At 52.4% G+C, this 21,224-nt stretch carries 23 protein-coding genes; 18 read left to right on the forward strand and 5 right to left on the reverse strand.

The window, feature by feature from the left end; all coding sequences use genetic code 11:
* Positions 1-23: 23 nt before the first annotated feature.
* The 11 genes from IR195_RS05105 to IR195_RS05155 all read left to right on the forward strand — a co-directional run bounded on the left by IR195_RS05105 (position 24) and on the right by IR195_RS05155 (position 10,886).
* On the forward strand, positions 24-1,814 hold the full coding sequence (locus IR195_RS05105; RefSeq protein WP_206048943.1) for an acyl-CoA dehydrogenase: 1,791 nt from the start codon (positions 24-26) through the stop codon (positions 1,812-1,814).
* Between the two features lie 198 nt (positions 1,815-2,012).
* The gene (locus tag IR195_RS05110) at positions 2,013-3,386 is read left to right on the forward strand and encodes a solute carrier family 23 protein (protein WP_206048944.1); all 1,374 of its coding nucleotides are present in this window, start codon (positions 2,013-2,015) and stop codon (positions 3,384-3,386) included.
* A 46-nt stretch (positions 3,387-3,432) separates the two neighbouring features.
* Positions 3,433-5,064, forward strand: a complete 1,632-nt coding sequence (locus IR195_RS05115; RefSeq protein WP_125746266.1) for an acyl-CoA synthetase — start codon at positions 3,433-3,435, stop codon at positions 5,062-5,064.
* Positions 5,065-5,082: 18 nt separating this feature from the next.
* Positions 5,083-5,931, forward strand: coding sequence for a 3-hydroxybutyryl-CoA dehydrogenase (locus IR195_RS05120; RefSeq protein WP_146942668.1), 849 nt, complete (start codon positions 5,083-5,085; stop codon positions 5,929-5,931).
* A 120-nt stretch (positions 5,932-6,051) separates the two neighbouring features.
* Positions 6,052-6,825, forward strand: a complete 774-nt coding sequence (locus IR195_RS05125) for an enoyl-CoA hydratase/isomerase family protein (protein WP_125746270.1) — start codon at positions 6,052-6,054, stop codon at positions 6,823-6,825.
* A gap of 100 nt (positions 6,826-6,925) precedes the next feature.
* The gene (locus IR195_RS05130; RefSeq protein ID WP_125746272.1) at positions 6,926-7,543 is read left to right on the forward strand and encodes a LysE family translocator; all 618 of its coding nucleotides are present in this window, start codon (positions 6,926-6,928) and stop codon (positions 7,541-7,543) included.
* Positions 7,544-7,582: 39 nt separating this feature from the next.
* Positions 7,583-8,278, forward strand: a complete 696-nt coding sequence (locus tag IR195_RS05135; protein WP_125746274.1) for a glutathione S-transferase family protein — start codon at positions 7,583-7,585, stop codon at positions 8,276-8,278.
* 67 nt (positions 8,279-8,345) lie between these two features.
* A complete protein-coding gene (locus tag IR195_RS05140; RefSeq protein ID WP_125746276.1) occupies positions 8,346-8,885 on the forward strand; it encodes a YaeQ family protein in 540 nt (179 codons plus the stop codon).
* A gap of 194 nt (positions 8,886-9,079) precedes the next feature.
* Positions 9,080-10,069, forward strand: a complete 990-nt coding sequence (locus IR195_RS05145; protein ID WP_206048945.1) for a lipid A deacylase LpxR family protein — start codon at positions 9,080-9,082, stop codon at positions 10,067-10,069.
* A 25-nt stretch (positions 10,070-10,094) separates the two neighbouring features.
* Complete coding sequence (locus IR195_RS05150) at positions 10,095-10,415, forward strand: hypothetical protein (protein WP_125746280.1); 321 nt, start codon at positions 10,095-10,097, stop codon at positions 10,413-10,415.
* 153 nt (positions 10,416-10,568) lie between these two features.
* Positions 10,569-10,886: a DUF6693 family protein gene (locus IR195_RS05155; protein ID WP_125746282.1), complete on the forward strand. Its 318-nt coding sequence runs from the start codon at positions 10,569-10,571 to the stop codon at positions 10,884-10,886.
* A 207-nt stretch (positions 10,887-11,093) separates the two neighbouring features.
* On the opposite strand, the gene IR195_RS05160 is transcribed toward IR195_RS05155, so the two are convergent.
* Both IR195_RS05160 and yghU read right to left on the reverse strand, forming a co-directional pair.
* Complete coding sequence (locus IR195_RS05160; protein ID WP_038482296.1) at positions 11,094-11,324, reverse strand: DUF2798 domain-containing protein; 231 nt, start codon at positions 11,322-11,324, stop codon at positions 11,094-11,096.
* A gap of 125 nt (positions 11,325-11,449) precedes the next feature.
* Positions 11,450-12,313 (reverse strand): glutathione-dependent disulfide-bond oxidoreductase, encoded by an 864-nt coding sequence (yghU, locus tag IR195_RS05165; RefSeq protein WP_172420222.1) that lies wholly within the window; start codon positions 12,311-12,313, stop codon positions 11,450-11,452.
* A gap of 154 nt (positions 12,314-12,467) precedes the next feature.
* Here yghU and IR195_RS05170 point away from each other — a divergent pair, with 154 nt between their 5' ends.
* Complete coding sequence (locus IR195_RS05170; protein WP_206048946.1) at positions 12,468-13,163, forward strand: aspartate/glutamate racemase family protein; 696 nt, start codon at positions 12,468-12,470, stop codon at positions 13,161-13,163.
* On the opposite strand, the gene IR195_RS05175 is transcribed toward IR195_RS05170, so the two are convergent.
* Both IR195_RS05175 and IR195_RS05180 read right to left on the reverse strand, forming a co-directional pair.
* A complete protein-coding gene (locus IR195_RS05175) occupies positions 13,160-13,585 on the reverse strand; it encodes an organic hydroperoxide resistance protein (RefSeq protein WP_206048947.1) in 426 nt (141 codons plus the stop codon). The two genes, IR195_RS05170 and IR195_RS05175, sit on opposite strands and share 4 nt — an antisense overlap.
* Positions 13,586-13,801: 216 nt before the next feature.
* Positions 13,802-14,251 (reverse strand): MarR family winged helix-turn-helix transcriptional regulator, encoded by a 450-nt coding sequence (locus IR195_RS05180; protein WP_125746290.1) that lies wholly within the window; start codon positions 14,249-14,251, stop codon positions 13,802-13,804.
* 249 nt (positions 14,252-14,500) lie between these two features.
* Here IR195_RS05180 and IR195_RS05185 point away from each other — a divergent pair, with 249 nt between their 5' ends.
* From IR195_RS05185 to IR195_RS05210, 6 genes are all read left to right on the forward strand, one after another.
* A complete protein-coding gene (locus IR195_RS05185; protein ID WP_206048948.1) occupies positions 14,501-15,574 on the forward strand; it encodes a TRAP transporter substrate-binding protein in 1,074 nt (357 codons plus the stop codon).
* Positions 15,575-15,646: 72 nt separating this feature from the next.
* Positions 15,647-16,273 (forward strand): TRAP transporter small permease, encoded by a 627-nt coding sequence (locus IR195_RS05190; RefSeq protein WP_206048949.1) that lies wholly within the window; start codon positions 15,647-15,649, stop codon positions 16,271-16,273.
* A gap of 2 nt (positions 16,274-16,275) precedes the next feature.
* The gene (locus IR195_RS05195; RefSeq protein WP_206048950.1) at positions 16,276-17,556 is read left to right on the forward strand and encodes a TRAP transporter large permease; all 1,281 of its coding nucleotides are present in this window, start codon (positions 16,276-16,278) and stop codon (positions 17,554-17,556) included.
* 12 nt (positions 17,557-17,568) lie between these two features.
* A complete protein-coding gene (locus IR195_RS05200; protein ID WP_206048951.1) occupies positions 17,569-18,093 on the forward strand; it encodes a gluconokinase in 525 nt (174 codons plus the stop codon).
* Positions 18,094-18,193: 100 nt separating this feature from the next.
* Entirely contained in the window at positions 18,194-19,189 is a 996-nt protein-coding gene (gene gntR, locus IR195_RS05205; protein WP_206049750.1) for a gluconate operon transcriptional repressor GntR, read from the forward strand.
* Between the two features lie 94 nt (positions 19,190-19,283).
* A complete protein-coding gene (locus IR195_RS05210) occupies positions 19,284-20,129 on the forward strand; it encodes an MOSC domain-containing protein (RefSeq protein ID WP_206048952.1) in 846 nt (281 codons plus the stop codon).
* Here the strand turns inward: IR195_RS05210 and IR195_RS05215 are convergent.
* Entirely contained in the window at positions 20,083-20,988 is a 906-nt protein-coding gene (locus IR195_RS05215) for a DMT family transporter (protein WP_125746304.1), read from the reverse strand. The genes IR195_RS05210 and IR195_RS05215 overlap by 47 nt on opposite strands.
* Between the last annotated feature and the right edge of the window lie 236 nt (positions 20,989-21,224).

Genomic DNA, 21,224 nt, shown 5'->3' on the forward strand with positions numbered 1-21,224 from the left:
CCGATTTTCTCTGAGGTTTCGCCATGAATTATTATGCCGCGCCGGTACGCGATTTACGTTTTGTACTCGAAGAGCTACTCGCGCACCGCTCGCTTGCACTGCCGGGCTTCGAAGAAGCCACGCCCGACTTGGTCGAGGCGGTGCTGGAAGAGGCAGCAAAACTTGCCGGCGATGTGTGGGGGCCGCTAAATAGCGTCGGTGACCGACAAGGTGCTAAGCGCCACACCGATGGTAGTGTCACCACCTCAGAGGGTTTCGCAGCGGCCTATCAAGCGTATGTAGAAGGCGGCTGGAACGGCATTGGTGTTTCGGAAGCGTTAGGCGGACAAAACCTACCTGAAGTGGTCGCCAGCGCTGTTCAAGAAATGCTTCACGGTGCCAATATGGCTTTGGGTCTTTGCCCCATGTTGACGGCAGGTGCAATCGAAGCTCTGGCGCATCATGGCAGTGAAACGCTAAAAACAACCTATCTCCCCAAGCTCGTTGAAGGTACCTGGACAGGTACCATGAACCTAACAGAGCCTCAGGCAGGCTCCGACCTGTCTAAAGTACGTACCAAAGCCATCCCCGACGGCGACCATTACCGCATTAGCGGCCAAAAAATCTATATCACCTGGGGCGAGCACGACGCCGCCGAAAATATCATTCACCTTGTGCTGGCGCGAAAACCTGATGCGCCTGAAGGCAACAAGGGCATTTCGCTGTTCCTAGTGCCGAAGTTCCTGGTTAACGCAGATGGCTCGTTAGGCGAGCGCAACGACGTCACCTGCGCCTCTATCGAGCATAAACTGGGCATCCATGGTTCGCCTACCTGCACCTTAAGCTTTGGCGAAAACGACGGCGCTATTGGATATCTGGTGGGTGAAGAGGGACGCGGTCTTAACCACATGTTCACCATGATGAACGAAGCGCGCCACAAAGTGGGTATTCAAGGTATCGGGGTGGCTGAGCGTGCTTGCCAGCATGCGTTTGCTTACGCCCTGGATCGCACTCAGGGGCGAGCGCCTAAATCTCGTGGTGGTAACGAATGTACGATCAGCGATCACTTAGATGTGCGCCGGATGCTGCTCTCAATGCGCGCCCGCACCGATGCCCTTCGTGCTCTGGCGCTTTACTGCGCAGGCCAGCTTGACCTTGCTCGGCACAGTGAAAGCGACAGCGAGCGCCAAACTGCCCAAGCATGCGCCGATGTACTGATCCCTATCGTCAAAAGCTTTTCGACCGACCAAGCCGTGGATATCGCTTCAATGGGTATTCAGGTGCATGGCGGCATGGGGTATGTGGAAGAAACAGGCGCTGCCCAGCTACTTAGAGATGCACGAATCGCGCCTATCTATGAAGGCACTAACGGCATTCAGGCCCTCGATTTGGCGGGACGTAAGCTACAGCGTGATGGTGGTGCCGCGTTATCTGCGTTAATTGATGAAGTGCAAAAAAACGCTGAGATAATGCGTTCAGAGCCTAGCCTTGCGGGGATGGGCAGTGCGCTAGCGGCCGGTGCCGATGACCTGCGTGCCGCCATGCAACTTGTGCTTGAACAAGGCCGTGACCCGGAAACTGGCCCAGATGCAGTGCAGGCTTATGCAACGCCGTTGCTCAACCTAGCGGGCCATGTGCTATGTGCCTGGCAAATGGGCAACGCCGCACTCCACGCGACCAACGCGCTACAAAAAGGCAGCGATGAGCCGTTTTATCGCGTCAAGCTGTCCAGCGCTAACTTTGTTATCACCCAGTGGCTGCCTGCTGGCCGCGCGCAACGCGCGGTTATCGAAGCGGGTATGCAGTGCCTGAGTGATTTCGAATTAACGCCATAAACCACTGTAAGGCCTAAGTGCTTTAACCACTCATTTCCGCCGGCCGTTGGGTCGGCGGCTTACGTTAAGACGCAATGAAACGGTCGTTTTAAAACGTCTCGTTGTGCTTAACCGCGCCAGTGCGCCTATGCGTATTGTTGCGCTGACTCTTTTTCCCGGTTCACAACAACATTAATGACTCAAACCAAGGAGTACTTCATGCAACTTAAGCACCGCCAGCACGGCGAAGAGCAGCCATATTGGCCCTTAGGGCCGTTTAAAGTGCGGCTCCCCTTTGTCCATTATCGCTGGGAAATGGCAGAGATGGTTCAAGGACTCATCATGTTTGTCGTTAGCTTGGCGATGATTCCGCTTTTAGAGCAGTACCTTGGTTTACCTTATGATGTGGCCTTGGCTTATGTGGTGGTGTGCGGCGTCGGCTTTATGCTTCCTGCGCTGTTAGGCGTGCCCATGGTGCCTGGTTGGATTACCCCTGCGGTACCGGTGGTGTTAGCTTTCCTAGGGGATTTTGAGCCAGGTCCAGAAGCTATTCAGGCGCTGTTTGCGCTTCAATTCTTGGTCTTTTTAATCTTCTTAATTTTAGGAGTCACTGGGCTGGGCCGTAAGCTGGTTCACTTGGTGCCTAACTCCCTCCAGGCAGGCATTATTATCGGTGCCGGTATTGCGGCTATTACTGGTGAAATACAGCAGGGCGGGCGCTTAGCAGAGACTCCGATATCATTAATCGCGGGTATGCTAATTGCCATATTTATGCTGTTTTCGGTGGCCTTTAAGCGCTGGGTAGAAGATCACGCGATCATTCGTAAAATTGCCAACTACGGCATGGTGCCAGGCATGATTATTGCGATCCTGGTGGCTTGGGCGATTGGTGAGTACCCGCGTCCTACGATTGAGTGGGGAATTACCCAGCCGAACTTCACCGAAGTGTGGAACTATCTACCCTTTACGGTCGGCTTTCCTGGCGCTGATGTCTTTATGCTGGCCATACCCACCGCGGTGATCGCCTACGTCATCGCATTCGGTGATATTGTCGTCGGGCGTACCTTGATGTCCCGTGTTGACCATATTCGTAGCGATGAAAAAATCGACTACAGCACGGACCGTATCCACCATGTCACCGCTATTCGTAACGGCATGCATGCTTTCTTTGCTCCCTATCCTGGTTTAGCGGGCCCGATCTGGACGGCTGTAACGGCCACCATGGCAGAGCGCTATAAAAATGGCCGCCATGCGATGGAATCGATTTATAGCGGCGGTGGTACTTTCTGGATTACCGGTTTTATTGCGCTGTTCACCTTGCCATTGGTCAGTATGTTTCAGCCGGTGCTGCCCATAGCGCTCTCGCTTACACTGCTGCTGACTGGCTATATTTGCTTAATGGTAGGTATTGAGCAGACTAAAACCACAGCCGAACGTGGCGTTGCAGGCACGATGGCCGTCGTACTGGCGGTATACGGTGCTGGATGGGGGTTAGCGGCAGGGGTTGTGCTGTACGTATTAGTACAAAAAACAAATATGTTCGGGCGTGAGCCTTCGGCTATCCAAAGCGTAGAAGAGCAAGATCAGCGCTAACGATAAAGATGATCAACACCAAAACGATCAACATAAAAGGTGATTTATGAACGCATCCATTTTTGAGCAGGGCATGCCGCCCACAGTTGCTAACCATGTACCACTCTCTCCATTGACGTTTATTGAGCGTACGGCGTCGGTATATCCCGATTACCCAGCGGTAGTGCATGGCACAACACGCCGCACCTGGGCAGAAACCTGGACCCGCTGTCGCCAATTGGCATCGGCGCTTGAAAAACGCGGCCTACAGCCTGGTCAAACGGTGGCGGCGATGTTGCCTAATATTCCGGCGATGTTTGAAGCCCACTTTGGGGTGCCTCTGGCTGGTTGCGTGCTCAATACCTTGAATATTCGCCTGGATGCCGAAGCTATCAGTTATATGCTGGCCCATGGTGAAGCAAAAGCCGTTCTTGTTGATCCTGAATTTGCACCGCTGATCAACGAAGCCGTTGCCTTGTTAGACGATAAGCCGCTGATTATTGATGTTTTTGATCTGGAATTTTTAGGCGAAACTCAAGGCATTGGTGAGGTTGAGTATGAAGCATTGCTCGCCGAAGGTGATGCCGACTATGCCTACAAACTGCCTGAAGATGAGTGGCAAGCTATCTCGCTGAACTACACCTCGGGCACCACGGGCAAGCCTAAAGGGGTGGTTTACCATCACCGTGGCGCCTACTTAAACGCGGTCAGCAATATCTTAGAGTGGGCTATGCCGCACCATCCGGTCTACCTCTGGACCCTGCCGATGTTCCACTGCAACGGCTGGTGTTTCCCGTGGACGATTGCCGCTAACGCCGGTGTTAGCGTGTGTCTGCGCAAAGTAGATCCAAAGCGGATTAACGACCTGATTGTGGATGAAAAGGTAACGCACTTCAGCGGGGCGCCGATTGTACTGAACGGCCTTGTCAACCTGCCTGCTGATCAGAAGCGAGAGTTTGATCATCCCGTTAAAGTGACCACGGCGGGTGCCGCGCCGCCTGCATCAGTGATTGCTGGTGTCGAGAAACTTGGGATTGAAGTGACCCATGTGTACGGGTTAACCGAGGTTTATGGTCCGGTGACGGTGTGCGCTTGGCGTGAGTCGTGGAATGAACTGCCGTTGGAAGCCCGTGCCAAAATCAAGGCGCGCCAAGGGGTGCGTTACCACATGCTTGAAGCGCTTTGCGTCGCCGACCCGTTGACCCTTGAGCCCGTCGCGAAAGATGGCGAGACCATTGGTGAAATTTTGATGCGCGGCAACAACGTAATGAAGGGCTATCTGAAGAATGCCGAAGCTACTGAGGAAGCCTTGGCAGGTGGGTGGTATCACACTGGCGATCTCGCAGTTTGGCACGCGGATGGCTACATCGAAATTAAAGACCGCTCTAAAGACATTATCATTTCTGGCGGTGAGAATATCTCCACTATCGAAGTAGAAGATGCCATTTATAGCCACCCAGCGGTAGAGGAAGCCGCCGTTGTGGCCAAGCCCGATGAAAAGTGGGGCGAGACTCCATGCGCGTTTGTTAAATTAAAAATCGGTTATGGTGAAATTACCGAAGCCGACATTATTGCTCATTGTCGAGAGCACTTAGCGAACTTCAAAGTACCGAAGACCATTATTTTTAGCGAACTGCCAAAAACGTCAACGGGCAAAATTCAAAAATTTGTTTTGCGCGAAGAAGCGAAACAGAAATGATTCAGGGGATACAGAACGATGAGTGAACAACCAATCGGTGTAGTGGGAGCAGGCACCATGGGGCAGGGGATCGCTCAGGTCGTCGCTGCCAGTGGTTTTACGGTTCGTCTCTTTGATGTCGCTGATGAGCAGCTTACCCGTGCTCAGAAAAGTATAGATAAAGGCCTTGGCAAACTGGTTGAGAAACAGAAAATCAGCGAGTCAGCTAAGCAGGAAGCGCTGGCGCGGCTTTCCACGACCACTGACCTAGAAGCGTTGAGTGATTGCGGCATTATTATTGAAGCCGCACCAGAACAACCCGCGCTGAAAGAAAAGTTGTTTCGTGATCTGAGTCATTTAAGCAGCGATGCTATTCTTGCCTCTAATACCTCATCACTCTCGCTAACGCGGCTGGCTGCTGTGTGTGAACGCCCCGAACGGGTAGTGGGTATGCACTTTTTCAACCCAGTGCCGGTGCTCAAGTTAGTGGAAGTGATTCGTGCTGAGCAGACTTCTGATACCACCGTTGAGCGCATCGAAGCGTTGGCAAAAGCGCTGGGTAAAACGGCGGTACCGGTTGGTGATGCGCCAGGCTTTGCGGTTAATCGCTTGTTGGTGCCGATGATTAACGAAGCCGCCTTTATTGTTCAAGAAGGGGCTGCAACACCAGAGGCCATCGACGAAGCGATGAAGCTCGGCGCTGCCCATCCCATGGGACCATTAGCGCTGGCGGACTTGATTGGCCTTGATGTTTGTTTGGCGATTATGAACGTATTGCAGGAAGGCTTTGGCGATCCTAAATATCGCCCCTGTCCGTTGCTGAAGCGTATGGTGGATGCTGGGTATCTAGGACGCAAGAGCGGTCGCGGCTTCCATATATACGAGTGAGCACGCGAAAGCCATCAGGTCAGTCAAGCGCGACAAAAGAAGTGATTGCCTACCAACCAAGCGTTCGCTAGGGTTGGTAGGTGTTCACTTTAAATGCGTAATAACAATTAAGGAGCCTGTATGAGCGATGCAGTGATTGAAAAAGTTGATAACGATGGTGTGGTACGCCTAACGATTAATCGTCCTAAGGCATTGAATGCGCTGAACAGTGATGTGCTTAGCGCCTTAGAAGCTACGCTTGTGGAGCTTGAAGCGCATCCACGGTTACGCGCTGTCATCATTACCGGTGCCGGTGAAAAGTCGTTTGTTGCCGGTGCTGATATCACCGAAATGCGTGCCAAAACGCCAGAAGAAGCGCGTGCTTTCGCTACCCAGGCGCTGCGGACTATCAAGCGCTTAGAAACATTGCCCGTGCCGGTGGTCGCGCTGGTGAACGGGTTTTGCCTTGGCGGCGGCTGCGAATTGGCGTTGGCCTGCGACTGGGCGGTAGCTAGCGACAACGCTATCTTTGGCCAGCCAGAAGTACTGCTAGGTGTGATTCCTGGCTTTGGCGGCACCCAGCGTTTGCCGCGTCGTGTTGGCCCTGCTATGGCGATTGATCTGGTAACCACTGGCCGCAAAATCGATGCTCAGGAAGCGTTACGCATTGGGCTAGTCAACCGTGTTATGCCCCAGGCTGAGCTGGAAAGTTATGTAGAAGAGCTCACCAAGCAGCTTAAAGGCAACGGCCCGCTGTCAGTACGTGGCGCGAAGCAAGCCGTTCACGATGGGCTAGATCAAGACCTTGATAGCGCTTTGGCGCTGGAAACCAGCCTATTTGCGCTCTGTTTTGCTGGCGAAGAGCAGAAAGAGGGCATGGGCGCTTTCGTTGAGAAGCGAAAACCCAACTTCTAAGCGTTCACTTATTCACTTTTACTTCTTTAGGGGGTGGCGCTTGCGCTACCCCCGTTTTATTCTCAGGCTTACTATCTTAGCTTTGTTTGGAGTGACCACAATGCAATGGGCCGCGTTTATCCTCGCCGCGCTTGGTTTTGCTTACCTACCCGGGCCTGCGATGTTGTACACCGCAGCGCAAACCCTGGGGCGAGGCCGACGAGCAGGCTGGTTAGCGGTTATCGGTGTGCATATTGGTTGTTATGTCCACGTAATTGCTGCCGCGTTAGGCTTAGCGCTACTGTTTGCGGCTATTCCGCCAGCTTACATAGCGATGAAGGTCATCGGTGGGCTGTATCTGCTCTGGATGGGGCTGCGTCTCTGGAAGCAGGGCATTCGCTCTCATGGCGACGAAGTTCCACTGGCGACCACTAAGCGCGTACTGCGTGACAGCTTTCTGGTCGAAGTGCTTAACCCTAAGACGGCGCTCTTCTTTGTGGCTTTTCTACCTCAATTTGTCCAGCCTGACAGTGCCATGCCGGTGGCATGGCAGCTGCTTTGGCTGGGTATCGCTACCAATGCGTTGTTCTCTTCGGCAGATGTCATGGTGGTGCTGCTGGCTAGCCCGCTGCGGGAGTGGCTACAAAAGTCCCACGGCTCCTCTCGATTGATTCAACGCATCGGCGGTGGCGTATTAATGGGATTAGGAAGCAATACCCTGGCTCAAGCGGCGCGTTAAGCGCGGCTGCCGATGAATGTCCTGTGCAAGGAGCGCTGCATGTTTGACCTGTATATTGCCAACAAAAATTACTCGTCTTGGTCGCTGCGCCCTTGGGTGCTAATGAAGGCGCTGAATATTCCCTTCAATGAACACGTCATGCCGTTTGAAGGCGGTATTGGTGAGAGCTACGCCACCTTTAGGCGTTTTTCACCTTCAGGCTTGGTGCCCTGTTTGGTAGATCCGGATAACGAGGTGGCGGCATGGGATTCATTAGCTATTGTTGAGTATCTGGCTGAAACGTACCCGGCTGTGTGGCCCGCAGACAAAGCGGCACGCGCCTGGGCGCGTTGTGCCAGTGCTGAAATGCATAGTGGTTTTAGTGCACTGCGCAATGAGTGCTCAATGAATTGTGGCGTGCGTGTTGCGCTAAAAGAGCGTTCAGTAGGCTTAAACAGCAATTTGGCACGACTAGACTCGCTATGGCAGGAAGGTCTTGAACGCTTTGGAGGTCCCTTTTTGGCTGGTGAGCAGCTGTCTGCTGTTGATGCGTTTTACGCCCCCGTTGCGTTTCGGGTGCAGACGTATAGTCTGCCGCTGAGCGAAGCATCACAGGCTTATGTTCAGCATCTGCTTGCCCATCCGGCGATGGAGGAGTGGTACCAAGCCGCATTGGCAGAAACCTGGCGTGAGCCCATGCATGAGCAGGACACGATTAAAAACGCCGCCTTATTAAACGATTACCGAGCGGTATGACGCCCCTGTCGCCCCTGTGTTGCGATAAATCCGCTACACTGGCGCAAATTTTAGATGGATATTTCCAATGGCGTTGAGTGCTACCCCTTACAAAGTTGATGTCAACCTGACCGACCTTGATCGCAATGTCTATGAGACGCTGCGTTTTACCGTGGCTCGACACCCTTCTGAAACCGAAGATCGGATGTGCGCACGGTTAATCGCCTACCTATTGTGGTATAGCGAAGCGCTTGCTTTTGGCCGTGGCCTTTCCGATGTGGACGAACCAGCTTTGTGGGAAAAAAGCTTGGATGGCCGTGTGTTGCACTGGATAGAAGTAGGTTTACCCGATGCCGAGCGTATGACGTGGTGCTCACGCCGTGCTGAGCGGGTGTCTCTATTAGCTTATGGGCGAGTAGACCTGTGGGAAAATAAAGTGCTACCGGCGGTGGCGTCGCTTAAAAATGTACATGTGGCGGGGCTACCGCAAGAGGCACTGGCGACTATCGCAGAGGGTCTGCCACGCTCGATTAACTGGGCAGTGATGATTAGCGATGGCTCGCTGTTCATTACCGATGAGAATGGCCAGCATGAAGTAACGCCCCAATGGCTTCTCAGGGATCGCTAGAGAGTTCAAAACTAGCTAGTGGCCATATATGAAATGGCGGCGCTTTTCACGACAGGATGTTGTGACAGGCATTGAGTTAGCAGGGTAGATAGCAAGAAAGTACGCTTGCTATCTATTCGTGCGATTACATACAATCATTCATGTTTGTTAATAATTGGTTGCTCTTGCTTTCCCCAACACTCAAGGATTGAGCCATGAATAATACCTCTCCTCTAGGCAGGAAGGCGCTGCTGCTTATGTTACCGTTAAGCCTAATGCCCTCCTTGGGCGTGGCTAGCGACAGTTCTCTGTCGGCCAAATTTGAAAATGATGGTTTTGCCAGCAGCGATGACGGCCACTTTACCAGTGGTTTCGAGCTTAACTGGACCTTCTCGCCGCAAGAAACAAGTTGGCTACAGCGCCTTGCGACAGCACTGCCCGATAGCCTTATTGGTCAAGCGGACAGGGCGTCTTATCGTTTGGTTCACCAGATTTATACGCCGAACAATATCGAGCGCCGTGCGTTGATCGACGATGATCGCCCCTACGCAGGTCTTGTCTACGGTGGGCTATCGCTCTATGAAGACGTGGCAATGGGGCACTGGACGCAAGCGACCGATTTACATCTCGATATCGGACTCGTGGGGCCATCCTCCCTTGCTGACAGTATTCAGCGCGAAGTACACCGTGTCACCGATAGCGACCGCCCCCGAGGCTGGAAAAACCAGTTGGGCGATGAGGCGTTAGTGAATGCAACCGTTCGTCGCCAATGGTGGAATGACCTACCGTTTGCAGGTAAACAACTCTCCCACGGCCCCAGCTTAGGCGCAGCGCTAGGCAACTTGTATACCTATGCCAGTGCAGGCTATAGCGTACGTTGGGGGGACGATGCCGAAGGCATTCCTACGCTGACACCCAACCCGGGTAGTCGTCATCTAATGAGTGGTCATCGTGGCTGGCAGTGGTATCTGTTTGCGAATGTAGAAGGCTATTACATGGCGCAGAACCTAACACTTGATGGTAATACATTCAGAGATAGCCACTCTGTTGACCGCGAAGAGTGGGTAGCAGAAGCCTCTGCTGGGCTTGCTATGGCCTGGGAGGACTGGCAAATAACATATGCTGCTGTTCAGCGTACCCGTGAGTTTGATGGACAAGATGAGCAGGACAAATTCGGGGCGGTTACGTTAACGAAACGCTTTTAGTAACACTACATGCGAAGGGGGCGGTATGGCCAATAAGTATCCACACACGCCAGATGGCCGCTATTTTGTAGCAAAAAACCAGCTATGGCGCTGTACCGACCCACGCTTGAGCGATGACGAAAAACGAACCCATATAAAGGCACTGATGAAAGCCCGCCGAGCGGTGCGCAGTGCGCAACAACTTAACGATGAACTAGCGCTGCGCCAAGCACGCGAGGCGGTGCAATCTGCCAAGGAGCTGCTGGGGGAGCGCGGCCCGGTATGGTGGCAAGACGGCACCCCCGATGAAAGTGGTCTTGCCCCTCACAATAGCTCGTATGCAGAGTGGTGGGGTGAGCGCTCCTAAGGCGCGCGCATTCAAACCTGAACGGTGTTAGCGGCTTTTTGCTAAACGATTAAAAATTATAAATTTATAGCCATGGCGGCAATTTGTCATTCACGCTTACACAAGTGGGTGGTAGTCTGCGGCAGTTTGTTTCTTAACACTTAAGGACGCACCGTGAATATTAAGGCGAATCTCTCTATTCTAGATATTATTGGCCACTTGTTGATTTGGGTGGTGCTAACGATTATTACTTTCGGGATTGCACTGTTTTTCTTCCCCTACTCGTTTTCACGCTTTGTGATTAATCGTACTTCAGTGGTGGATACAGCAACAGGCGTAGAACGTAAAATGGTCTGTGATATCAATATTTTTAGCAATATTGGTCATATCGTTTTGTGGATGATTATCTCAGTTTTGACGCTTGGGCTTGGGTATATTTTTTATTTCTATCGTGTTTGGAATTACGCACTGAATAACTCTCGCGTCCAGTAACTAGAAGAAGTGCTGCTTTCAAAGGCTTTTGCCGCTCAGCGGCTCAATCGTTAGGTAGATGAAAGCCTAGTGTCTGCCAGTTCTTGCCTCCGCTAGGATTGCTAGAGCTGGGTTCACAAGGCTTTATTTTGAGCGCTTTGCTGGTGAGTGAAGGTGCCCCTGCAGTGCCGAGTCTGGATGATTGGTGTGAACGGTTAGTATAAACAGTCAGTGTGGATGCTTAATAAGCACCTTAACCAATCGCCGTACAATAGGCGATACTAGGTTAATTACCGGTAGAGCAACTGCAAAAGCAAAGAGCCATGCTTTCAACCAAACAAAGGCAATGCCTTCAATGAAGCCGACATTGTAGAGCGTAATCACCAGCGACATAATGCACGACATAAACAGTGCCATTAAGAAAGAAAATATCAGCTGGGCGTATTTTGGATCAAACATGGACTGCCTCTGTCAGACACGCTATGAATAATGAACTAAAAATCGGTAGTGAAGCATGGTAAGTCGCCATCCTTAGCGATCGTTAGCCAATGCGGCCGCCTTAACGGTTCACAGTTGTCCTGGGTTTAACGTTTATCTTCGGTCTTGTGATCAAAATCACTGGCATCGTGACGTTCGTGGAGCTGCTCGCTAGGTTCTCCCCAGGTGCGGTTAACCATTCGGCCACGTTGAACGGCAGGACGTGCATCAATCTCATCGGTCCAGCGTAAGACGTTCTGATAGGTATGGGCGTCTAAAAACTCAGCCGCTTCGTACACGCGGTTTTTTACCAGCGCGCCGTACCAGGGGTGAATCGCCATATCCGCGATGGTGTACTCATCACCCGCCATAAAGCGATTATCTGCTAAGTGGCGATCCAGTACATCCAACTGACGTTTGACCTCCATGGTATAGCGATCAATCGGGTACTGGTATTTTTCTGGTGCGTAAGCATAAAAGTGGCCAAAACCGCCACCCAGCATAGGCGCACTGCCCATTTGCCAAAATAACCAGGATAGGCACTCGGTTCGCTGCGCCGGATCGTTGGGTAAGAACGCAGCAAATTTCTCAGCTAAATAAAGCAGAATCGCACCTGACTCAAAGACCCGCTGAGGCGGGGTAGTGCTGTAATCCATTAGCGCTGGAATCTTAGAGTTAGGATTTACCTCAACAAAGCCGCTGCCAAACTGATCGCCTTCGCCAATTTGTATCAGGTGAGCATCGTATTCTGCTTGTTTAATACCCTGCTCCAGCAGTTCTTCAAGCATTACAGTGACTTTGACACCGTTAGGGGTTGCAAGAGAGTAAAGCTGCAGCGGATGCTTACCCACGGGTAGTACTTTCTCGTGGGTCGCACCAGCAACGGGGCGATTGATGTTAGCGAATTTTCCGCCGTTACCAGGTTCCCATTTCCAAACCCGCGGTGGCGTATAGGTCGTGTTGTCGCTCATGATGTCCTCGCTATTCCTACAATAAAAAAGGGCGGTGCAGCGACTCACCCGAAATGTTGCGGCTACTAAGGCGTTATGGGGCCTTAAAACGCGGGTACAAGGATAGTGGGTTGTTAGTCTGATAATAAATAGTTATTTACCATGGAGAAATGTTATGCGGACTATTGGCGTATTAGGCGGTATGAGCTGGGAGTCGACACAAAGCTATTATCAGGCGCTAAACCAAGGGGTTAATCAGGCGCTGGGCGGTTTTCACTCAGCGCAGATTGTGATGATAAGTGTTGATTTTGCTGAAATAGAAACCTTGCAGCAGCAGGGCGATTGGCAAACTGCAGGCCAGTTACTCGCCAGTGCAGCCAAACGTATTGAAGCGGCTGGGGCAGAGTGTTTGTTGCTGGCCACCAATACCATGCACAACGTCGCACCTGCGATTGAAGCCGCTATTCAGATTCCTTTTTTGCACATCGCCGATGCTACCGGGGAAAAGTGTCAGAGTGATGGCGTGACTCGGGTTGGGTTGATCGGCACCCGTTTCACGATGGAGCAGGACTTTTACAAGGCGCGCTTAAAAGAGCGCTTTGGGGTTGATGTTGTCATTCCGAATGAGCAAGAGCGTGCCGAGGTGCACCAAGTTATTTTCGACGAACTATGCCATGGCCATATCCACGCTTCATCGCGTGAGCGTTATCTGGATATTATGACGTCGCTACACCAGCAGGGCGCCGAGGCCATCATTCTAGGCTGTACCGAGATAGCGCTGTTGGTTGAGCAGCAACACACCCAGATAGCGCTTTATGACACCACCGCCCTGCACGCAAGCAAAGCGGTGGCCTGGGCGCTAGGTAATTAAACCAGCGTCAGTGTGACATCGATATTTCCGCGGGTAGCGTTGGAGTAGGGGCACACAATATGGGCTTTGTCGACCAGTGCTTGGGCAACGTCTTTTTCCAAACCTGGCAAGCTAATTTTCAGCTCAACTTCAATGCCGAAGCCGGTAGGAATGGCACCAATACCCACACTGCCATCAATCTGAGTGTCGTCGGACAGTTTAATTTTTTCCTGGCTGGCGACGTGCTTAAGTGCGCCTAGAAAGCAAGCAGAGTAACCTGCCGCAAATAGCTGTTCGGGGTTAGTACCTTCACCGCCTGCACCACCTAGTTCCTTGGGTGTGCTGAGCTTAACATCAAGCGCACCGTCAGAAGATTTGGCATGGCCCTCGCGGCCGCCAGTGGCGTTAGCATGTGCGCGGTAAGCAACAGTTTCAATAGACATAGATTATTTCCTAGACCTGATTATTGTGGACGATTGTTGTGGACCGGGTTGTTATGAACCTGGCTGTTATAAACCTGACTGATATAAACCTGACTGATATAAACCTAGCTGTTATGCATCATAACGAGTGCTTTGGAGATTAATTTAGTGCAGCTTTATTTTGTGCGCAAGTAAATAGGTGGGGAAATTTACTATCCAGCCACCGCCTTCAGCAGGTTACTTGACCTTAAGTAGGTTTTCGCGCAGTTGGACTAAATCCTCTTTCAGTTGGTTGAGTGCTTCAACCGACGTTTCGCTGGCGTTGACGACACAGCTGGGAATGTGGCGCGCCTGTTCACGAAGCGAGCGGCCTTTATCGGTCAGGAATAACTCGACGACACGTTCATCTTGCAGGCTACGCTGCCGAATAAGTAGTTGATCACTTTCAAGTCGCTTTAGCAGTGGTGTTAACGAGCCTGGATCGGTAAGCAAGCGCTTGCTTAGAGTACCTACTGTTAGGCCGTCTTCTTGCCACAGTACCAGCATAGCGAGGTATTGCGGGTAAGTGAGCCCCAGCTCTTTGAGCAGAGGTTTATAAACTTTGGTCATCATCAGTGATGTTGAATACAGCGCAAAGCAGAGCTGGTGATCTAGCTCTAATTCGCTACAAGGGTCTAGCGCTGGCATGTCGACTCCAGGACAGGGTGCATAACGCGTAATGTAGCGCGCGGGGAAGGGAGTAGCTATCCCTAGACGTTGGTCGTAAGTGGGACGTTTTGTTTTGACACCGAGTGCTGCGATAGCTAGCCTTCGTTTATCGAATGTTACCGGTAACAATTTGTTGGAGCATAAACTGCAAACCTAGTGCCCGATACGATTCGACTGCCTTTCGGTAAATAGCCAATCAACAACAACGACTATTCTGGAGATAACGTCATGACAACGATTTGGCGCAGCACGCTTACTCTGGTCGGCGCGACCACTCTGACTTTTGGCATGGCACATGCTCAAGGCCCTGAACTTTCTGATCCGCCCGCGATTGAAGGCGACGTAGTGGCTGATCATGGAAGTCACACCCTGAGTATGGGCATCGGTCTGTCCGAAACATCGCCGCAGTTTCTTTCTAGCCAGTACTTCGGTGAAATTCTTGAGCAGCGTACCGATGGTCGTATTACGGTCAATGTGTTCCCCAACAGTCAGTTGGGCGACGATGTCCAAATGATGGAAATGCTGCAAACCGGCACCTTGGATATGACCTATCCTTCCAGTTCGGCAACGACTGGGTATGTGGAGGCACTGTCAGCATTTGATTTGCCGTTCCTACTGCCGAGCCGAGAAGCCGCCGTGGCTGTTATGCAGAGTGACGTAGCTCAGGGAATGCTGGATGCGTTTGAGGGCACAGGCTTAAAAGCGCTGACGTTCTCTGAAAATGGCTACCGCCAGCTGTCTAACAGCGCACGCCCCGTCGAATCACCGGAAGATGTGGCTGGCCTGGACGTTCGCGGCCTGAGCGTACGCACCATGCAAAATCCGGTTCACCTGGCAATTTGGGAAGCATTAGGTGCCAACCCAACCCCCATGGCCTTCGGCGAGCTATTTTCGGCGCTTGAGCAAGGCGTTGTGGACGGCCAGGAAAACCCCTGGAGCACTATCCTTACCTCTAACTTCAATGAAGTGCAGGATTACGGCACCGAAACGCGCCACGTTTATACGCCATTTATCATGATGCTTTCCGAGCGTACCTGGAACCGCATGGCACCCGAGTATCAAGCGCTGGTGCAGGAAGCCGCCCGACAGTCGGCTGAGTACGAAATCCAACTTTCTGCCGAGTATGACGACTGGTCGCGTGAACAGCTAACAGAACGCGGCATGCAAATTACCCGCTTGAATGATGAGCAGTTAGCTGCTTTCCAAGACGCCGTGCAGCCTGTTTATGAACAGTGGGCGCCGCGTATCGGTGAGGAGCTGATTGCTGAAATCCAACAAATCGTGGAAGACAGCAGCCACTAATCTGCTACGTATCGCGCACCCTCGGGCAGGCCCACACGCCTGCCCGATTTGTCAGTGCCCCTCGGAGTTTTTATGACATCCTCTTCTACTCCCCCAAACGCGGTGACTTCTTCAGCAGCAACGTTGGAAGATCCGTCGGTTTACTTGAATGACCCTAATCGCAAACTGCTTGAGATTGATACTGAGACGCGTCAAGGACCTGCGCTGTTCCGCTGGTTAACACTCGCTATGGAGTATTTGATTGGCGCTATTTTGGCGGCGCTAATTGTCGCGGTTTCCAGCAATGTCGTTGGCCGCTCTGTGTTCAATCATTCACTGCCCTGGGTCGATGAGCTGGCGCGCATGCTGTTTATTTGGCTGGTCTTTATCGGCGCCGCGGCGGCGTTTGCACGCTATGAACATATTGCTGTGGATGCGCTGGTGAGGCGTTTGCCGTTACGTGTTGCGCACATGCTCTATTGCTTGCAACACCTGATTATTAGTGGGCTGATGCTCGTGATGATGTGGGGCGGTTATCAAGTGCTCAGCCGCTCAAGCGGACGCTCTGCCATTATGGGGGTACCGCTAAGCTTGGTCAGCCTGTCGTTGGTGTTGTGCGTCATTTTTATCGCGGCGGTATCGCTCTGGCGTATGTGGGTCAGCGTGGGGGTTATCCGTCAACCACATCGCCAGTCGGCTGACTTACCAGGGGAGCGTTAATCATGTTGTGGATTTTTCTAGCCATATTATTGGCATCTATTGTGATTGGTTTGCCGATTGCGTTTGGCCTAGGGGTAGCAGCCTTAGTCATGGCGGTGCTGTCTGATATCCCGCTATCGATTATGATTGAGCAGTCAATTCGTGGCGTAAATAGCTTCCCGCTGTTGGCGATCCCCTTCTTTATTCTCGTCGGCGAAGTGATGAGCAATGGCGGTATTGCACGACGCTTGATGGAGCTTGCTGGTGCGTTAGTAGGCTTTATGCGCGGCGGACTTGGTCAGGTAGCGATTACCGGTTCGATGTTTTTTGGCGGGATCAGCGGCTCGGCAGTTGCGGATACCGCAGCGACCGGCGCGATGATGATCCCCTCGATGAAACAGCAAGGTTACAGCGCCGCAAATGCCACGGCGATAAACACCGTGTCGTCGGTGATCGGCATTATTATTCCACCGTCTATACCGCTTATTTTATATGGCATTGTTACTGAGACGTCGATCAGTCGTCTGTTTATCGCAGGAATTGTGCCTGGCCTGTTAATTGGCGCCGCGTTAATGGTCACCACCTTTATTCTAGCGAGCAAGCAGGGTGGCGGCGTTCGCCAATTTCGCTGGGATCGGTTGTGGAAAGCGTTTAAGGATGCCTGGCTAGCCCTGGTACTGCCTGTGATCGTGATTGGCGGGATTATTGGCGGCGTGTTTACCGCCACAGAAGCCGCCGTTGCTGCGCTGCTCTACTCGTTGGTTATTTCCCTGCTGGTCTACCGTGAATTTAAGCTTAGTGCGTTAGGCGGTATGTTAATTCGAACCGCAAGGCTCACTGGCATGGTGATGATGTTGTTGGCTTTTGCCACCGTTATTGCTTGGTTTTTAACCATTAACATGGTGCCACAAACCTTAGTGCGCCAAGTACAGGCGATTACCCAGGAGCCGTTTTTGCTGCTGCTGATTGTGGCGGGGTTACTGCTGTTGGTGGGCTTCGTAATGGATCTAACACCAGCCATGGTGATTATGGCACCAATGCTTGCGCCGATCGTGACATCGGTAGGCGTCGATGCCGCTTATTTTGGCGTTCTCATGGCCTTTATTTTAGGTATTGGGCTATTAACACCGCCGGTTGGCACCTGCCTGTACGTTGGGTGCAGCGTCGGCAAAGTGTCTATGGAGTCTCTGGTAAAAGCCATGCTGCCTTATTACGCCGCCTTGATCGTTGTTCTGGTGGTGCTGGTTGCGTTCCCTGGCATCGTTACTTGGTTGCCTGACCTCACCGCCGTGCGCGGCAATTGATAGGAGCATCGAGTGAATAAGCCATCACATCGTATTCTTGTCATGGGCGTTTCTGGATCAGGGAAGTCGCATATCGGACAACAGTTAGCAGCAAAGTTGGGCGCAACGTTTATTGACGGTGACGACCATCATTCGCCGGCTAATGTAGCGAAAATGGCCAGCGGTACGCCACTCAATGACAACGATCGTCGTGACTGGCTGGCAACGCTTGCTGAGTTGTTCGCGGCCCATAAAGCGCGTAATACGTCCGTGGTCATCGCTTGTTCCGGCCTTAAAAAACGCTATCGGGATCGCCTACGTGAAGGTGACCCTGCGCTGCATGTTTTATATCTAGAAGGAAGCCACGCGCTTCTGCGAGAACGGTTAGCAACCCGGGCAGGGCACTTCTTCAAAGGTGATAATATGCTGGCAAGCCAGCTCGCCGATTTAGAGCCGCCAAGCAGTGATGAAGCGGTGACCGTCTCCATTGCGCTTTCGCCTAGCGAGATTGTCGAGCGCTTCACGGCAGCGCTAGCGCCCACGCTACGCGTTCATTAGGCTAAAGGGTGGGATAGGCGAGGGGGCATACTATTCGCTATGGTATGGCCCCTGCGCATTTAACAGACGTACGCACTTAACAGAACAGTCAGTGACGCCATTGAAGAAAAAACGCCCAACATTACAAGATATTGCTGATCGCGTTGACGCGACAAAGATGACCGTCAGTCGCTGCTTGCGGGATCCTGATACGGTATCGGAAGGGCTTCGCGAACGTATTTTCAGCGTTGCGGAACAGATTGGCTATATTCCCAACCGGGCACCAGACCTGCTTTCTCGGGCGACCAGTCACTCTATCGGTGTGCTAGTACCATCGCTGACCAACCAGGTATTTGCTGATGTCATTGTCGGTATCGAAGCGTACACCGAGCCTGCCGGTTATCACTTGATGCTGTCTCACTACGGTTACAGTCCTGAACTTGAAGAGCGCAGCCTCGCCTCGCTGCTCTCATATAATGTGGACGGCATCATCTTGTCTGACCGCGATCACACGCCGCGTAGCCTGCGGATGTTGGAGACTGCCGGTATTCCCATTGTTGAAATTATGGATACTCATCGCCCGCCACTGCAACAGGCGGTGGGTTACGATAACGTACAGGCCGCTTACGATATGGTGAGCGAGATGATTCGCCGTGGCAGGCGCCAGGTGATTTATCTGGCTGTGCGTCTGGATGAGCGGACACGCCAGCGTGAGCAAGGCTATTGCCAAGCCATGGAGGAGCAAGGCCTAACGCCGATAACGCTGCAGAGTAGTCAGCGCTCTTCCTACAGCGTCGGAGCGGCGCTTATGCAGGAAATTCAACGAGATTATCCTAGTGCCGATGGTGTTTTCTGCACCAACGACGATGTTGCAGTGGGGGCTTACTTTGAGTGTTTGCGCCATGGCATCAGTGTCCCCGAACAGATGGCGATTGCTGGGTTTCATGGCCACGATGTCGGCCAAGCGATGAGTCCGCGTCTTGCTAGCGTCATTACACCTCGGCAAGCTATTGGGGAAACCGCTGCGAAAACGCTATTGTCGCGCATTCGTGGCGAAGCACCTGAGCACCAAATCATAGATTTGGGGTATCGAATTGAGGCGGGCAAGACACTTTAGCTTCTGGGTAGCTAGCGGCGAGCCAGCAAACTCGATAGGCTTTTAATTAAAGCTTGATCACTAAAAGAATCATTATAGAGAGCATAAGACCGCCGTGAACATTACCCAACTCATTGTCTATCCGGTTAAATCCTTGAAGGGAATTGACGTTACTCAAAGTGAACTCAATGGCCATGGGTTGGCCTGGGATCGCCGCTGGATGCTGGTGGATGCCCAGCAGCGTTTTGTTACTCAGCGCCAGCTACCTCAGCTTGCCACCATTGCGGTCGAACTAACCGATCAGGCATTGGTGCTATCTCATCCGAATGTAGACCCGATCGCGATTCCCCTTGCAGACCCCCAAGGTAATTTGCGTCTGGTAAAAGTGTGGAACGACCACTGCAAAGCAATGCCAGAAAGCGAGGATGTATCGCACTGGCTTGTGGCGGCATTGGGTGAGCAAGCACAAGGCATTAGCTTAGTGCGCTTTGCTAGCGAATTTACGCGTCCCGTTGAAGAAGATTTTCTGGCGGGAGGTGAAGCACATACCTACTTTTCTGATGGCTATCCTTTCCTGATAACCACCACCGGTTCTCTGGATGCCTTGAATAAAGCGCTTGTTGCCAATGGCCAATCCCCTGTGCCGATGAACCGTTTTCGGCCGAATATAGTGGTCGAGTGTGAAAGCGCCTGGGCGGAAGACCAGTGGGCCACACTCGCTGGCCAGAGTGGCTATGAGCTGACGCTTCGCAAACCCTGCCAGCGCTGCAAAATTACCACAGTGGACCAGCAAACCGGCACCGTGCCGCAACAGGCAGAACCACTAAAAACGCTGCTTTCCTTAAACACTCAGCCTCATCTTAAAGGCGCGCATTTTGGCCAAAACGCCACGCTAACTACCGGGCAAGGTAGCACTATTCGTGTGGGGGATGAGGTGGTGCCAGCGCGCCGCGCGACCTAAGCCTTAATAGTCCGGTAGCAATGGCGGTGCCTGCTAGGGTAATGACCATGCCAGCCACCACTTGAAGACTCAGCGTCTCATTAAGTAACAAGTATCCCCATAGCAGTGCGCTGACAGGGACCAAAAAGGTGACAGTTGAGGTGGCCGTGGCCCCTGCACTCGCTAATAGGCCGAAATAAAGCAGGAAGGCTAATGTGGTACTTAGCATCGCCAGCGCCAGGGCGTTACCCCAGGCGAGCACGCTGACCGGCTCGCTAGGCCAGAGCAGCAAACCAGGTACCAGTAATATCAGGGCTGACATCGCGCTACTACCAGCCGCCAACACGCGGCTGGGTAGATGGCTCAAGCGTGTTTTCGAGTAGTTACCAGCAAGTCCGTAACAAAACGTGGCACCGAGTACTGCAACAATAAACCAGCCGTCGCCGCCTAGAGTGAAGTCTAGTCGGTCAGCAGACAGCACATACACACCCAGCAGCGCTAATGCGAGACCAATGTACTGCTGACGTTGAATGGGAGTGGCAAAAAAGGCGGCACCTAATAGAGCTGTAAAGATTGGTGTGGTGGCGTTTATCAGCGAAGTAAACCCTGCTTCTAAGCGCGTTGTTGCTAACGCCAACAATGAGAAAGGCAGCACATGATTCATCACACCCAGCAGTAGTAACGGTCCTTTGTGCTGCCAGATCAGCCGCAGATAGCGCAGGCTCAGGAGCAGCGGCACCAAGAGCAAAGCGCCAACTCCCATCCGGACTAACACTAGCGGAATAGCGCCAAATTCCGGCGCGGCTACACGCATAAAAATAAACGATAGCCCCCATAGGGAGGAGAGCAACACCAAACGCAGCGCATCAGTCGATGACATGATGTGTCCTTAGATTCATTGCGGCGACCATAAGTGAAGTGCGTCCCATAGTACTGCTCAGCTTAACGATAAAGCGTTGGAAAGCGAATAGTGTATAACCGCTAAGCAGTAGTATAGGCATGTTGATCGAGTAAATTCGGCAGCGGCGCTAGAATCAGCTACGCTGATTGGGGTTGGCGGGCGCGATGCGTGTGCCCTAAAACGAGATGACGCTAACTATCAGAGGAAAGGAGAAC

Source organism: Vreelandella venusta (assembly GCF_015689495.1).
In the GTDB taxonomy this organism is placed as follows: domain Bacteria; phylum Pseudomonadota; class Gammaproteobacteria; order Pseudomonadales; family Halomonadaceae; genus Vreelandella; species Vreelandella venusta.

What these genes read in the sequence shown, in the direction of transcription:
- IR195_RS05105 (WP_206048943.1), top strand. Translation starts at nt 24, where the DNA reads ATGAATTATTATGCCGCGCCGGTACGCGATTTACGTTTTGTACTCGAA.
- IR195_RS05110 (WP_206048944.1), top strand. Translation starts at nt 2,013, where the DNA reads ATGCAACTTAAGCACCGCCAGCACGGCGAAGAGCAGCCATATTGGCCC.
- IR195_RS05115 (WP_125746266.1), top strand. Translation starts at nt 3,433, where the DNA reads ATGAACGCATCCATTTTTGAGCAGGGCATGCCGCCCACAGTTGCTAAC.
- IR195_RS05120 (WP_146942668.1), top strand. Translation starts at nt 5,083, where the DNA reads ATGAGTGAACAACCAATCGGTGTAGTGGGAGCAGGCACCATGGGGCAG.
- IR195_RS05125 (WP_125746270.1), top strand. Translation starts at nt 6,052, where the DNA reads ATGAGCGATGCAGTGATTGAAAAAGTTGATAACGATGGTGTGGTACGC.
- IR195_RS05130 (WP_125746272.1), top strand. Translation starts at nt 6,926, where the DNA reads ATGCAATGGGCCGCGTTTATCCTCGCCGCGCTTGGTTTTGCTTACCTA.
- IR195_RS05135 (WP_125746274.1), top strand. Translation starts at nt 7,583, where the DNA reads ATGTTTGACCTGTATATTGCCAACAAAAATTACTCGTCTTGGTCGCTG.
- IR195_RS05140 (WP_125746276.1), top strand. Translation starts at nt 8,346, where the DNA reads ATGGCGTTGAGTGCTACCCCTTACAAAGTTGATGTCAACCTGACCGAC.
- IR195_RS05145 (WP_206048945.1), top strand. Translation starts at nt 9,080, where the DNA reads ATGAATAATACCTCTCCTCTAGGCAGGAAGGCGCTGCTGCTTATGTTA.
- IR195_RS05150 (WP_125746280.1), top strand. Translation starts at nt 10,095, where the DNA reads ATGGCCAATAAGTATCCACACACGCCAGATGGCCGCTATTTTGTAGCA.
- IR195_RS05160 (WP_038482296.1), bottom strand. Translation starts at nt 11,324, where the DNA reads ATGTTTGATCCAAAATACGCCCAGCTGATATTTTCTTTCTTAATGGCA.
- yghU (WP_172420222.1), bottom strand. Translation starts at nt 12,313, where the DNA reads ATGAGCGACAACACGACCTATACGCCACCGCGGGTTTGGAAATGGGAA.
- IR195_RS05170 (WP_206048946.1), top strand. Translation starts at nt 12,468, where the DNA reads ATGCGGACTATTGGCGTATTAGGCGGTATGAGCTGGGAGTCGACACAA.
- IR195_RS05175 (WP_206048947.1), bottom strand. Translation starts at nt 13,585, where the DNA reads ATGTCTATTGAAACTGTTGCTTACCGCGCACATGCTAACGCCACTGGC.
- IR195_RS05180 (WP_125746290.1), bottom strand. Translation starts at nt 14,251, where the DNA reads ATGCCAGCGCTAGACCCTTGTAGCGAATTAGAGCTAGATCACCAGCTC.
- IR195_RS05185 (WP_206048948.1), top strand. Translation starts at nt 14,501, where the DNA reads ATGACAACGATTTGGCGCAGCACGCTTACTCTGGTCGGCGCGACCACT.
- IR195_RS05190 (WP_206048949.1), top strand. Translation starts at nt 15,647, where the DNA reads ATGACATCCTCTTCTACTCCCCCAAACGCGGTGACTTCTTCAGCAGCA.
- IR195_RS05195 (WP_206048950.1), top strand. Translation starts at nt 16,276, where the DNA reads ATGTTGTGGATTTTTCTAGCCATATTATTGGCATCTATTGTGATTGGT.
- IR195_RS05215 (WP_125746304.1), bottom strand. Translation starts at nt 20,988, where the DNA reads ATGTCATCGACTGATGCGCTGCGTTTGGTGTTGCTCTCCTCCCTATGG.